Source organism: Rhizobium sp. BR 362, from assembly GCF_036528765.1.
Taxonomy (GTDB): domain Bacteria; phylum Pseudomonadota; class Alphaproteobacteria; order Rhizobiales; family Rhizobiaceae; genus Rhizobium.
Genome location: NZ_JARWGH010000006.1, coordinates 267527 through 281197, shown reverse-complemented (window position 1 = coordinate 281197; position 13671 = coordinate 267527). Strand labels below are relative to the sequence as shown.

The following is a 13671-nucleotide window of genomic DNA, read 5'->3' as shown; positions in this document are numbered from 1 at the left end:
ACAGTTGATCTGGTATCGAGCAACAATTCTCGCCAAGACACCAAGCGCTTACAATCGAGCTCTTCACGCACTCCGCAGGGTTAACGCCCAGATCACCGACCTGACCGGGGAGCGCCCAAAAAGACCATCGCTTTAGCCAACATCCACATTTGCCAAACCGCCTCAGGCCCGGCCGACATTCTTTCTCCGGGCAACGCCCGACCTTGGGCATTTCAAAAGGAACTTTGTATGACTGGATCTAACAAACTCGACCTGACTTCAACTCCAGCGACCGCTACGGTCCTCTCGTTCGATCGTTCCAAGAAGAAAGTGATGAGCACCGCTACCGAGCCGCCGAAGAAGCTGGTCTACCGAGTGCGCGACATCGTTCAGGGAAGCGCAACTATCTCGGGCGACTACAGCATTATATTTGAGACCACCACCGATGCCCTCGAAGCGATTATGCTCGCGACATTTTTCTTGCGAGGCATCGAGAATGGCAGGCCGGGGTGCAACAGCGATACCGATGCTTTAATGCTGATCACGTTGGCAACCGGTTGGTTAGCCGGCACGGAACGGAAAGCAACCATTTACGAGATCGAGGTCGCTTGATACGCATCCGCATAGGACCCGGAACCAATGTCCAACACCAGCCAAAGTAAATGGCCGATATGCGGTTTGTGCCGCTATTGTGCCGCCTTGCCCGACCCAGTGACCTCTCTTAGGAGCAACTCAGCCTGAGCTAGTACAGTCTGAACCGCTTCCTGCTCTAGATCGGGCGGATAGCCAAACTTCTTGAGGATACGCTTCACCAGAACGCGCATCCTCGCTCTCGCACTTGCCTTGTGCTCCCAGTCAACGGTTACGGACTTACGCATCTGCTCGACGAGTTCATGAGCAATCACGCGTAGCTGCACGCTACCCATGACCTGGACAGCCGTCTCGTTCCCTGCAAGGGCGTCATAGAAGGCGATCTCTTCCGGAGAGAGGCCAAGTTCATCACCTCGTGCAGAGGCTGCCTGCATTTCTTTCGCAAGCGCGATCAGTTCCTGAATCATCTCGACTGTCGAAATCGCGTTGGCATGGTAGCGGGCAACGGCTTCCTCCAGCCGCCGGGAGAAAGCCTTGGACTCGACGACGTTGGTCTTCGATCGGCTTTTAATCTCGCCGTTCAGGAGCTTTTTCAGGGCCTCCAGAGCGAGGTTTTTCTTCTCCATCTTCTGGACGTCCATCAGAAACTGATCGGACAGCACCGATATGTCCGGCGATTGGAGACCTGCCGCCTTGAGAATGTCGACGATCTCCGCATTGGCCACGGCCTGGTTGAGAAGCTGCTCGACCATAAGCGATTTGGCCTTGTCAGACATCTTGCCTGTGGCCGTTGTCTTGACCAGAGCGGCCCGCACGGCTTGGAAGAAACCGACTTCATCCCGAATTTCGGCTGCGTCGTCACTGGCTGACGCCAGCGCGTAAGCCTTGCTCAGTTCCAGCACGGCATCCTGATATCGCCGATGAGCCTGTTTCTTGGCTTCCTGGCTCTCTACCTTGGTAGCTTCCGCCTGTTGCCACTTCAGGATCCAGTCAATTCCGTTGGCAAGTGCCTTCAATCGCTCGACAGGTTTGCCGATGATGCCGAGGCTATAATCGTGGCCCGCGAACATCCCCCTGACGATCTCATATTTTTCCAGAAGGACCGCAACAGCCTCTTCCTCGTCGATTCCCGTTTTGTCGCGGTCAGACTGGGAATACTGAGCCAGGGCCTTTTTCAGGTTGGTGGCTATGCCGATGTAATCGACAACCAGTCCACCGGGCTTGTCCTTGAAAACACGGTTCACACGAGCGATGGCTTGCATCAAACCATGGCCGCGCATGGGCTTGTCGATGTACATGGTGTGCATGCAAGGGGCGTCGAAGCCTGTCAGCCACATATCACGAACAATCACCAGCTTCAGTGCGTCATCCACCTTTCTGGCCCGTTTTGCGAGGTCGTCTCGGCGCTTCTTGTTTCCGATATGCGGTTGCCAGTCGAGCGGATCGGATGCCGACCCGGTCATCACGATCTTCACAGCCCCCTTGTCGTCATCGTCCGAATGCCAGTCAGGGCGCAACCGCACGATTTCGTTGTAGAGATCGACGCAGATGCGGCGGCTCATGCAGACCGCCATGGCCTTGCCAGGTAAGCCTTCAATGCGCTTCTCCAGATGGGCCACAAGATCGGCGGCCACCTGTGCTAGCCGCTTCTTGGAGCCCACCAGGCGCTCCACGGTCGCCCACTGTGCCTTCTGCTTTTCCTGCTCGGTCAGGGTCTCGTCTTCGAGCATCGCCTCGATCTCGGCATCGATCTTGGGCTTCTCCTCCTCGTTCAGTTCGATCCTGGCGAGGCGGCTCTCGTAGTAGATGGGCACCGTCGCGCCATCCTCGACAGCCCGGCTGATGTCGTAGATGTCAATGTATTCGCCGAAGATGGCTGGCGTGTTGACGTCCTCCGCCTCGATGGGCGTACCCGTGAAACCCATGAACGAGGCGTTGGGCAGAGCCTGGCGGATGTAGTGCGCATAGCCATACCGTCGTTGGCCGGTCTCACGATTCAGCTTTGCATCGAAGCCATACTGGCTGCGGTGCGCCTCATCCGCCATGACGATCACGTTTCTGCGATCGGTGAGCATGGGGAAGTTCTCCTCCCCGGCATCGGGCATAAACTTCTGCACTGTGGTGAAGATAACACCGCCGGACGCACGATTGAGAAGTTTGCGCAAGTCATCACGGCTGTTCGCCTGTTCCGGCGTCTGTCGGATCAGATCCTTGCAGAGACCGAAGGTGCCGAAGAGCTGGTCGTCCAGATCGTTACGATCTGTCAGCACGATCAACGTCGGGTTTTCCAGTTGACGGGAGCGGACCATCAGGCCACCAAGGAAAGCCATCAGAAGGCTCTTGCCGGAACCCTGCGTATGCCAGATCACACCAATCTTGCGGTCGCCATCCGGCTTGACGGCTTCGATGGCGCTGGTGATCGCCTTCCGCGCACCGTGGAACTGGTGGTATCCGGCGATGATCTTGAAGGGACCTTCGCCCCGATCTCCGAACACGGTGAAGTCCCGGATCAAAGCGAGGAAGCGTTCCTTCTCGAAGACACCACGTAGCAACGTGTCCATCTCGTAAGGGCCGTGTGGTGTGAAATCACCGTCCGCCCCGGTCACAGATCGCCATGGCATGAAGCGTTCGGAATCCGCCGTCAGGGAACCGATCCGGGCCAGCATCCCGTCGGAGGCCACCATCACGGCGTTGGATCGGAATAGCGACGGGACCTGTTCCTTGTAGGTCTGAAGCTGGCTGTAGGCCTGGTCGATTGTGGCGCTCTCGCTCGCCGCGTTCTTTAACTCGATGATGCCGAGCGGAAGACCGTTAACGAAGACCATCACATCAGGCCTCCGGGTGTGTTTGCCCTCGGCGACCGTGAACTGATTTGTCACTAGGAAGTCGTTGTTTTCCGGATGCTCAAAATCGATCAGCCAGAGCTTGTCGCCCTTGACTTCGCCATCGCCGATACGGAATTCGACATCGATACCCTCGGTGATCAGGCGATGGATGCGACGGTTTTCCTCGACCAGAGAAGGGGTTTCCGTGATCGAGAGCTGGCGAGTCGCCTGTTCGCGGGCGTCAGGCGGGATGGCGGGGTTCAGCCGCTCGACCACTCCAGCGAGAACATCCGAGAGGAGCACGTCACCATAGGCTAGACGGGCGGGTGTCGGGCCATCGGGAGAGATCACTGCTGATGGTTGGTAGATGTAACCGAGTTCTTGGAAGGTGGAGATGACGACTTCTTCGACAAGCCCTTCGGAGAAGCCTGAAGGGGATGTTGCCGTTTGCTGATACAAGACATCTTCCATGAGGCTCCCCTTCCGCTCGTCTCAGACGAAACGCTCCCTAATGTAGGTGATAGCCTGATCGCCCGTCATCTCGCGTGAGGAGTTACCATTCCGGACATAGAAGCGATCCTGTGCGGCACCGCCCTTGTCCGCCAGTTTGATGTAGGTCGGCTTATTCGCAGGCAAGATCTCGACTCGGCAGATTTCCGTCTCATCGAATTCGTGGAAGGAAAGCTTCGCCTTGGTAGCTGCGAAAGCTTCACCGAACATGTTGATGATCAAATTCTTGAGGTGCAGCTCGAACTTGTCACGATTGCCGCCGCTGAGAGACTTGTAGTCGCTGTCCAGACCTGCAATCTCCCCGTCGTCGGCGACACCGATCAGAAGAGTGCCCCCGTGCGCATTCGTGAAGGCGGCAATCGTCTTCATGATGACGCCTTCCAATTCCTTGTTCACGGTGCCCTGCTTTAGGTCCCAACGCAGGGTTTGCTTGAACTCCACTTCCTCGTTTTCGCCCTCTGCAATCAGATCTTCAAGCGAGATGCCCTCAGCGACAGCGTGGGTCTCAGCTAAGCCCTCAAGCCAGGCATTCAGACTGTCGGCAAGGATATTGCGGCGCGTTTTGAGGAAAAGCTCATAGTTCTCGATCTGCCAAAGCTCAGGGTCTTCCGGGATGAGCTGCAACCGAAGCGCGTGAGGTTGGTTTTGCGCTACGCCGGAGAGATAGGCTTCAGTCTCCTTTGCACCCTTGGAGCGATTTGCGATCTGGGTCAGAATGGCCCGGTTAGTTAGTTCTTGTGCTAATTGGTAGCGAAGCCGGTTGCCCTGTCCGTATCCCGCCGCCCTGAGTTTGGCAAATGCGAAGATATGGTCGTATTCTAGCCTATATTTCTCACCCATCGGGTGGTGGATCGAGACACCCGTGGTTAGGCATTTTGCGCCGCGACTTTTCAGGTGCCAACGGACGAGCCCAAACAGTGGATGCTGAATAGCGCTACCGACAAATTCATCGGGCGTAATGGCAATGTTGCCGCCACGCTCTTCCCGGATAACGTCGAGCAAGCGATCAAATGGGGTAGCCGACTCCTTAACAATCTTTAGGTCGTGATCAAGCTTCTGAGGCATCTGGCTAGCGTATCGCCGCCGAACCTGGGAGTAGTAGAACCACTTCACTGCTTTAAGAATATCTGTATGGCTGAGCTTGCAATTCATGCGGTGGCTGTAAGCGACGATTGGGATAACCGCGTAGATCGAGTTGATCTCGTCGGTATGATCGACAAAGGCATGGCTGCGTAGCAGGTTCGCGACGTAATCCAGAACCTTGTTGTCTAACGCGTCCCAGACTTGGCGTATGGCATCGTTGTTATCGGCCGAATGCAGCTTGCGCATGTCGGACCCACCTTGATGTAAGATGGCAAGCAGTGCATAAACGATGAAATCGAGCTTGAAGATAAAGCCCTTCGTCTTCAGCGCGTCCAGCTTCTTCTTGAATGCTTCACGAGCTTGAGGCCAGTAACCCGAGATCTGAGCAAGCGCGAGTTCGGCGTCCGTCAGCGCCACGCCACCGGCATTGACGATGTAGAAGATGTCAATTGCCTCGCGCAGCGACGCCTTGATAGGAATGATTTGTTCCGGGAATTCGCGATCGAGAATGCCTTGAATCGCTGAAAACGTGTCATCTATCCTGTCTTCATCCTCTCGCCGTATCTCGCGCCCGTTCGACTCCAGAGCTCGAATTATGTCTCTTGTTCGAACGCTGCGTTTAAAGATATCCGTTATATTCAGCCAGCGCGGATCATTCTCCATACGCCTCTGGTAATATTCGATTTCTTGCGTCTCGACATTGACATGAAGGCCGCGTGTATCCTCTGTAATCTCGCCAAGCGTATAGTAGGGCGGGAGTTCACCACGGATCAGCATGTAGAGCGTCGTGACACGCTGCTGGCCATCAAGTAGGATCTTGATAGCCCCCTGCAAAGAGTCATAGACATGATCGCCTTTTAGTTCCGGTGGATGATTCGTGTCCCAGGTCAGAATAGTCCCTGTCGGATAGCCTTTGATCATCGAGTCGATCAGCAGCTTGGCGTCCTTCTTCTTCCAGACATATTCGCGCTGGAAGGCGGGAACGAAGAGCTGTCGTTCGTCGATCTTCTCCAAAATGCTTCTGATTTTCATGAAATCTCTCAACAGGGAATTTAACTAGATGTTATGCGGTCAATCCGGATTCAATGCTATTCAATCTGCCTGCAATCAATGGAGACTCGGCCAACGACTGGAACCGGTTGGTAGTACTGCGGAACGTCGAGCAACTCTCGAATAGCATGTTTACGGTAGGCCTCTGGGTGCTCCAAGGCCTCTGTGCTCACAATATAAGGCTCACGCACCTTGAGTGCCGTTTCGCCCATCTCACCATACCCGTTCAGGAAGGCGATACTCGGAAATGGAGATCTTTGATCTAATTTTGGACAAACTAAAAAGTGCCACGGAACACAGACCTGTTCGATCGAATAGAGGTATTTGCTTCCTCGGACTTTGATATCGCTGGCCCGACCTGCTAGACATCCGGCCTGGTAGCGGGGCGGCATTGTTGCGGTGGTCCAGGTGCTTCTGGCCGCTTCCGCGCTATAGAAGCAATAAACCGGAAGCAGTCCCTGCAGCGTTGCATCGGCAATTAACATATCAATCTGAGGGTGCGGCGCAGTCTTGGCTTTCTGCGAATAAAGCCTTTTGATCTGCAGTCCGTTCTTCGCCAAGCGCTTAGCCTGAACCCGCATTTTCAGCGTGTATTTTCGACCAATGAGATGCCACTCCCAATCCGCCCCATTCATGGCCTCCCTAGGCTTGGAGAAGGTCTGAATATCAATGATCGCGGAGTGGCGATTCCAGATTTGCAGCAGGCTGCCTTCTGTGATTGTTTCTTCGCCATACGAAATATGACTGCCATAAGCCAGTTCGAGGTTGCGGGAAATGGCATCCCCGAGTTCGAGGAATGTCTGGCAGAGGTTCAGATTCGCCCCATTCACTGCGCCGCCTCCATCAGATCCTCAGCATCAGACAGTCGGATTTCGCCCGACATGAGCTTCGGAAGGAGAAGATCACGGGTGGCGGCGAGCGCCTGGTTCTCATGGACATTGGCGACAATCCTATCCAGCATTGGCCCGATAAGATCGCTATAGGATTGGCGGACGGCTTCCGACGCCTTGACAAGTGGATAGCTTTTCATGTTGGCCCAGCCAGTCCGAGGCATCTTGGTGCCTGTCGAGCCTCGATCCGTGAACCTCACAAACTCGTCGCTTGAAGCTAGTGAAGTTAGCAGAGGCCGGTCCATCGCGGTCTTTGCATCGAGTACCACTATGTCCGTAGAGCAAACTCCATCCACTGGTGCCACGCCGACCTTGTGGAAGTAAGGACGAAGCTTTCCGAACAGAATCTGTCCGGCTTCAAACTTCGCCTTTGTCGACGTTACCTTTGATGCCGCCTCCCATTCGTTCAGGGCGATTGACTTTCGCGGCATGTGCTCGAGTCCGATGTAAGGAGTTTGCGGCTCAATCGAGTTCGGATCGACGGTAATCCCAGCAGACTTTGCTAGATCACCGAGCGTACCGCCCTTCCACCCCTCCGGCAGCCCGTCTTGGTCAAGTTTGGCGGGGAAAAGGGCAGCGAGAGCTAGCGCTCGCTCGACGTTCTGCACGAGTCCGCCCATGACCTCGACCGGATCGGTGACGCCTCGCAGTTTACGGCCGGTCGGGCCGAATTCCACGAACCAGTCACGGAAGAGCGCTTGTGCCATTGCCTCCAGCGTCTCGTTCATTTGCCGGTTCAGCTCGATCTTAGCATCGAGGGAGCCGAGGATCTCGGCAATTCCGATCTGCTCGGAAATTGGAGGAGTAGCCAGATAGAAAGATTTCACCTCTGGAAAATAAATTGTCTGATGAACTGAGCCGCTAGCAAATCTAAGAAGCGCTTCACCTTCGGCCATCAACGCATACTTTAGGAAGTTGGCGGATAGATCAGGGCCGCAAGACCAATTCACGAAATCCTGACTGGTCGCCATCGGGCATCCCATCACCACGACATACCCGACTGACGCGGTACGAGACAAACATACTGTCCCAGCCGGTAAAATCCTGGCGGCCGAGTTGGCGATGCCAAGCTGGTTGGTGTATTCGTTGGTTTGGGAAATCGTCCGTCCATGGTTACCAGTCGCGTCGCGAATGCCGATCCATGGTATCTCCCCGCCCCAGTATTCGGGTCTTTTTCGACTGGGCGTGTGCCCGCTTTCGAGCCGTGCCAAATCAGTTAGCAAACGCCATCTCCAACCCTTTGGTGGAGCGCGATCCGGCTTGCCTACTGCTAAGGCAACGTCACCGTCGATCCGCGCCGACGTTGCTTCTCTGCCGCCTAATTTCCGTTTCGCAGTTTTCTCCATGATCAGATTCGGTCCAGATTATGTCGGATGCGCTGCTCAATTTTTCTTGCTTCATCGAAATTCGCGTCAAGTGTCTGTTTTAAGAGATTGAAGCGGTCGGCGAAAGAAAGCTCGTCATCTTCTCGCCCTTCTGATCCTACGTATCTGCCTGGCGCCAGAACGTGGCCTTTATCTCGCACTTCGCCAATTGAAGACGACTTACAAAAACCCAGTTCATCCTCATAGTCCGACCAGCCATTCTTGGCTCGAGTTTCCGGCTTCGAGCGCCATCTGTGATAGGCGCCGGCGATCTTCTCGATGTCATCAGCCGTGAACTCGCGACGAACACGATCTACCATGAAACCGACCTTGCGGGCATCAATGAAGAGCATTTCGCCGCGTCGGTCCCGGTGACCATTGGAGCTCTTGTCGCGGGCGAGGATCCAGAGGCACGCAGGAATCGGCGTGGAATAGAAGAGCTGACCCGGCAGAGCCACCATGCAATCCACTACGTCCGCCTCGATCATCGCCTTGCGGATATCGCCTTCGCCGGATTGCTGGGAGGACATGGAGCCATTGGCCAGCACTACACCAGCGGTACCACGTGGGGCGAGATGGTGGATGATATGCTGCAGCCAACCGAAATTGGCATTGCCCTTGGGCGGCGTGCCGAACTTCCAGCGGGCATCTTCCGTCAGCCGCTCGCCGCCCCAGTCGGAGATGTTGAAGGGCGGATTGGCAAGGATGAAGTCGGCCTTCAGGTCCGACAGCTCATCGCGGTGGAAACTGCCCTCGTTGTTCCAGCGGATATCGGCATCAATCCCCTGAACGGCAAGGTTCATCTTGGCCAGACGCCAGGTGGTGTGGTTGATCTCCTGGCCATACACGGCAATGTCATTGCGCCGCCCGCCATGCTCCTCGATGAACTTTTCCGACTGCACGAACATGCCGCCCGAGCCACAGCAGGGGTCATAGACGCGACCCTTGTAGGGCTCCAGCATCTCGACCAGTGTGCGCACCACGGAACGGGGTGTGAAGAACTCGCCGCCACGCTTGCCTTCCGAACTGGCAAAGCTGGAGAGGAAATATTCATAGACGCGGCCGAGCAGATCCTTCGCCTTGTCGGATGAGTCATGTAGCCCGATGTTGGAGAAGAGATCGATCAGCTCGCCGAGCATGGTCTTGTTGAGCGTTGGGCGGGCGTAATTCTTCGGCAGAACGCCCTTCAGCCCTTCGTTCGACGGGAAGCGCTCGATGGCCTCCATCGCGTCATCGATCAGTTTCCCGACCTCCGGCTGCTTAGCATTGGCCTGGAGATGGCTCCACCGAGCTTCCTTTGGCACCCAGAAAACGTTTTCCGCTAGGTACTCCTCTGGATCTTCCGCATCCGCATATTGATCCGCCTCGAGTTTGGCATGAAGCCCGTCGAAGGCGTCGGAGATGTATTTCAGAAAGATGAGGCCGAGCGCCACATGCTTGTATTCCGACGGCTCTAGATTGCCCCTGAGCTTGTCCGCAGCCTTAAAAAGCTCGGCTGTGAAGCCGAGGTCACCATTATTCTCTTTTGCCACGAGGGCTATCTCCCAAAATGATTTGGCGTGACGATAGGCAAGCACGTTCTAGCTGTAAAGAAGTGTGGCTTAAATGCTCGTTAAATTGCAGCCGCTTCTAACGGCGGCTTAAGATAAAATTTCAGATGTCGATCGCGGGCCCACTTTTAGGTGGCTCAGGTCAAGCCCTAGATAAGAAAGCTTCTCCATTTCGTCTCGGAGCAACTGTAGCCCATAGAGGCCATTTCCATAGCGCCCTGCCATGCCTTGTTGAACGTGACCCTGCAAAGCATTCACAAAATCGAGCGGGATGCGGCTGTTGCGGCAGGCGTCCTCGAAGCCGTGGCGAAAGCTGTGAAAGGAAATCCTGTCATGCTTGATGTCCAGAGCCTTCAACGTGTTGCCGAACTTAGTGGAGTAGGCTGTTGAATAAGTGCCGTCCGCCGCCTTCGGAAGGTCGGGGAACAGTCGCTTGTGCTTCTGCTTTCGCTGCCGCTCGACGAAACGCAGGAAGCCGATGTCCTTGAGCGTTTGATGGACAGGTATGCGCCGACGCGATCCGCTGTTCTTGAGGCTGAGGTCCTCACCTTCGTCGGTGACCTCGATGTAGGCGATGCCGCCTTCTTCCTTCACATCCTCCGCGCGGAGCTGGATGATTTCACCAGAGCGACAGCCGGTGAATAAGCCGACCAATGGGACCCAATAGACGCCTTGGTCACTCGGAATAAGGTCGCCGGGTGTGTTGTGGTAGCGGACGCTCAGGCAGCCCGTGTAAATCGGAGAGCGGAAGATCGTCGATAGCTCGGCCGGTGTGAATGGGTGGCGCTCATCACGTGCCTTGCCACTGATCTTAACGTTCAGCCCACCGAAGGGGTTGCTCGGGACATCGTCATAGTTCGCCTCAGCCCAGTTCCAGAATGCTCGTACGAACCCGAGAACCTTGTTGACGTTCTTCCCTGACATGGGCTCAAGGCTCAGTTCGGTGGCTCGCTTTGCCGCCTCGTTCATGGGAAGCTTCTCAAAGCCCTTCGTCTTCGTCCAATTAGGTGGCAGCGACAGTAGTGCTGCCTTGAACTCACGGGCATCCGCCTTCACATAATCGCTCAGTGGCTTGTCACCTGCCATCTCAATGAAGCGCTCCGTCCATAGACGGTTCGCCTCAGCAGTCTTTGGTGTCCAGCCACCGTTGGCTCGGGTCTTCTCGGCAACCCAGGCGCCCATGATCTTTGACGCATCAGGACGCGTATCGATTGGGTTGGCTTTAGGCATCACCGGAGTTTCAATAGGTGACCCCTCGTTGCGCTGGTGCTTGGCCACTGCGGCTCTGACACTAGCGCTGAGGATTGCCCTTGTCAGCTTTGCCCAACTAAGGGAATCCGGGGACAGCTTTAGTTCAACATTGTCCCAGGTGAGGACCTCCATCGCTTCAGCACGAGCAAAGGCTGAGAGCCTGCCTCGGGCTAGATCGTACCGATTCACCCCTTCCATGTCTTCGATCAGCTCGGCGTATTCGTCGAAGTCGCGTTCGGCGAGCCCTGAAAGCCGGAGTTCTTCGTCCTCTTCTAGGAGATGCGTGTAGTAGACCTCCTCGACATGTTTGATCTGAGCGTCAGATAGCTCGGCAAGCGACGGCTGCTTTTGACGCAGCCTGTGTTCTGCGAACCGTTCATCAACTTCCGCAGAGGCCTTCCGATGTCTTTTCAGCGCGTCCTGGTAGTCGCGGGTCCCCAGTGAGAACGTTTCTTCTGTCTTGGGGTAGGAATCTTTGATGTCGCGCGGGATCGAACACCTCAACCAGTAGACGTTTCCGCGTTTAATGAGGCGAGAGGGTAAGGGCATGTCGTTCATGGCTCCGCTGTAGCAGTATGCTGGAGCAAACGAAACTGTAACCCATTGATTTTCTGGTAAGTCCTTGCAAAATAACAAGGAAAACTGGTGCTGCTAGAGAGATTTGAACTCTCGGCCTCTCCCTTACCAAGGGAGTGCTCTACCCCTGAGCTATAGCAGCAAACCGTGGCGCGTTGCGTGCGCCGTATTGGGCGAGGCGGCTATTGCCATAGGTGAGAGGTAAGTGCAAGCCGCAAATTTCAAGTTCGGTGAAAGATCGCTGGAAAAATGATGTCGGTCTTTTGAAGGCTGGGGATTTCGGCTATGGGAAGGGGATGTGTGCGGATAAGACGAAAACTGGTGATGAGCAGCGCTCGCAGGGCGGTTTGACGGCCGGCGGGGCGGGGGAAGGCGCGGGCGCGAAGGTGAATATCGAGGCGGAGCGGCGCCGCGAGCGGGCGGCTCAGAAGCTGCGCGAAAATCTTGCCCGCCGCAAACAGCAGGTCCGGGCGCGCCGTGCGGGCCAGGCGGATGAGACGGATGGACTTCCCGCTGCAAATTCGTCCGATGCGAAGGATGCCGCCGCAAAAATGGACGAATCGTAATGATTTGATGTTGGTCATCATCAAAGAGCCATCAAACGAATTGATGCGTTAAACTATTTCGTCTAAACAGCGCTCTCTCCCCATACGCGTGGAATTTGGCGCACGGAACTTCAGGAAAGGCGGGCCTCGCCCGTAGTCATATATGGATCGTATCAGGATTGTCGGCGGCAACGAGCTCAACGGTATCATTCCGATCTCCGGCGCCAAGAATGCAGCTCTGCCTCTGATGATCGCCTCGCTGCTCACCAGCGATACGCTCACGCTCGAAAACGTGCCGCATCTCGCCGATGTCGAGCTTCTGATGCGCATCCTCGGCAATCACGGCGTCGATGTCGCCGTCAATGGCCGGCGCGAGCGCCAGGAAGACGGCTATTCCCGTACCATCCATTTCACCTGCCGCACCATCGCCGACACGACGGCGCCCTATGAGCTGGTCGCCAAGATGCGCGCCAGCTTCTGGGTCATCGGGCCGCTGCTTGCCCGCGAGGGCCAGGCGCGCGTGTCGCTGCCGGGCGGCTGCGCCATCGGCACGCGTCCGGTCGATCTCTTTATCGAAGGCCTGACGGCGCTTGGCGCCACCATGGAAATCGATGGCGGCTATATCAACGCCACCGCGCCGAAGGGCGGCCTGATCGGCGCTCGTTATGTCTTCCCGAAGGTTTCGGTCGGCGCGACGCATGTGATGATGATGGCGGCGACGCTCGCCCGCGGCACGACGGTCATCGGCAATGCGGCCCGCGAGCCGGAAGTCGCCGATCTCGCCAATTGCCTCATCGCCATGGGCGCCAAGATTTCCGGTGCCGGCACCAGCACGATCACCATCGAAGGCGTCACCTCGCTTTCCGGCGCGCGCCATCGCGTCCTGCCGGATCGCATCGAGACCGGCACCTATGCCATGGCCGTTGCTATGGCCGGCGGCGATGTTCGCCTGGAAAACACCGACATGGCGTTGCTCGACACGGCGTTGGAAAGCCTGCGCCGCGCCGGGGCCGATATTTCGGCGACCGACACCGGCATTCGGGTCCGGCGCAACGGCGTCGGCATCAAGCCAGTCGATATCGTCACCGATCCCTTCCCGGGTTTCCCGACCGACCTGCAGGCGCAGTTCATGGCGCTGATGACCCGTTCGACCGGCACCTCGCATATCACCGAGACGATCTTCGAAAACCGCTTCATGCATGTGCAGGAGCTCGCCCGCCTCGGCGCGAAGATCTCGCTCTCCGGCCAGACCGCCAAGATCGAAGGCGTCGAGCGGCTGAAGGGGGCGCCGGTCATGGCGACGGACCTGCGCGCCTCCGTCTCGCTGGTCATCGCCGGCCTTGCCGCCGAGGGCGAAACGCTGGTCTCACGCGTCTACCATCTCGATCGCGGCTTCGAGCGGCTGGAAGAAAAACTGACGCGCTGCGGCGCCGTCGTCGAGCGCATCAGCGACTAAA

9 protein-coding genes and 1 tRNA gene are annotated in these 13671 nt (G+C 56.6%); 3 read left to right on the top strand and 7 right to left on the bottom strand.

Annotated features, from left to right (window positions below; translation table 11 throughout):
• The first annotated feature begins 312 nt into the window (after window positions 1-312).
• Window positions 313-591: a hypothetical protein gene (locus QDY28_RS11790; RefSeq protein WP_331381852.1), complete on the top strand. Its 279-nt coding sequence runs from the start codon at window positions 313-315 to the stop codon at window positions 589-591.
• Between the two features lie 74 nt (window positions 592-665).
• Here the strand turns inward: QDY28_RS11790 and QDY28_RS11785 are convergent, their stop codons facing one another.
• From QDY28_RS11785 to QDY28_RS11755, 7 genes are all read right to left on the bottom strand, one after another.
• Window positions 666-3866: a type I restriction endonuclease subunit R gene (locus tag QDY28_RS11785; protein WP_331381851.1), complete on the bottom strand. Its 3201-nt coding sequence runs from the start codon at window positions 3864-3866 to the stop codon at window positions 666-668.
• 21 nt (window positions 3867-3887) lie between these two features.
• On the bottom strand, window positions 3888-6020 hold the full coding sequence (locus QDY28_RS11780; RefSeq protein WP_331381850.1) for a GmrSD restriction endonuclease domain-containing protein: 2133 nt from the start codon (window positions 6018-6020) through the stop codon (window positions 3888-3890).
• Between the two features lie 56 nt (window positions 6021-6076).
• Entirely contained in the window at window positions 6077-6868 is a 792-nt protein-coding gene (locus QDY28_RS11775) for a DUF6615 family protein (protein ID WP_331381849.1), read from the bottom strand.
• Window positions 6865-8274, bottom strand: a complete 1410-nt coding sequence (locus QDY28_RS11770) for a restriction endonuclease subunit S (protein WP_331381848.1) — start codon at window positions 8272-8274, stop codon at window positions 6865-6867. The genes QDY28_RS11775 and QDY28_RS11770 overlap by 4 nt, the downstream gene beginning before the upstream one ends.
• Before the next feature lie 2 nt (window positions 8275-8276).
• Window positions 8277-9824, bottom strand: coding sequence for a type I restriction-modification system subunit M (locus QDY28_RS11765; protein ID WP_331381847.1), 1548 nt, complete (start codon window positions 9822-9824; stop codon window positions 8277-8279).
• Between the two features lie 108 nt (window positions 9825-9932).
• Window positions 9933-11651, bottom strand: coding sequence for a site-specific integrase (locus tag QDY28_RS11760; protein WP_331381846.1), 1719 nt, complete (start codon window positions 11649-11651; stop codon window positions 9933-9935).
• 85 nt (window positions 11652-11736) lie between these two features.
• A tRNA-Thr gene (locus QDY28_RS11755) sits at window positions 11737-11811 on the bottom strand.
• 154 nt (window positions 11812-11965) lie between these two features.
• On the opposite strand from QDY28_RS11755, the gene QDY28_RS11750 reads away from it, so the two are divergent.
• Together QDY28_RS11750 and murA are read left to right on the top strand one after the other, a co-directional pair.
• Complete coding sequence (locus QDY28_RS11750; protein WP_331381845.1) at window positions 11966-12235, top strand: hypothetical protein; 270 nt, start codon at window positions 11966-11968, stop codon at window positions 12233-12235.
• Between the two features lie 142 nt (window positions 12236-12377).
• On the top strand, window positions 12378-13670 hold the full coding sequence (gene murA / locus QDY28_RS11745; RefSeq protein ID WP_331381844.1) for a UDP-N-acetylglucosamine 1-carboxyvinyltransferase: 1293 nt from the start codon (window positions 12378-12380) through the stop codon (window positions 13668-13670).
• The last annotated feature ends 1 nt before the right edge of the window (window position 13671 follow it).

Coding starts and splice junctions, on each gene's coding strand:
- QDY28_RS11760 (WP_331381846.1), bottom strand. CDS start 11,651: ATGAACGACATGCCCTTACCCTCTCGCCTCATTAAACGCGGAAACGTC.
- QDY28_RS11780 (WP_331381850.1), bottom strand. CDS start 6,020: ATGAAAATCAGAAGCATTTTGGAGAAGATCGACGAACGACAGCTCTTC.
- QDY28_RS11785 (WP_331381851.1), bottom strand. CDS start 3,866: ATGGAAGATGTCTTGTATCAGCAAACGGCAACATCCCCTTCAGGCTTC.
- murA (WP_331381844.1), top strand. CDS start 12,378: ATGGATCGTATCAGGATTGTCGGCGGCAACGAGCTCAACGGTATCATT.
- QDY28_RS11790 (WP_331381852.1), top strand. CDS start 313: ATGAGCACCGCTACCGAGCCGCCGAAGAAGCTGGTCTACCGAGTGCGC.
- QDY28_RS11770 (WP_331381848.1), bottom strand. CDS start 8,274: ATGGAGAAAACTGCGAAACGGAAATTAGGCGGCAGAGAAGCAACGTCG.
- QDY28_RS11750 (WP_331381845.1), top strand. CDS start 11,966: ATGTGTGCGGATAAGACGAAAACTGGTGATGAGCAGCGCTCGCAGGGC.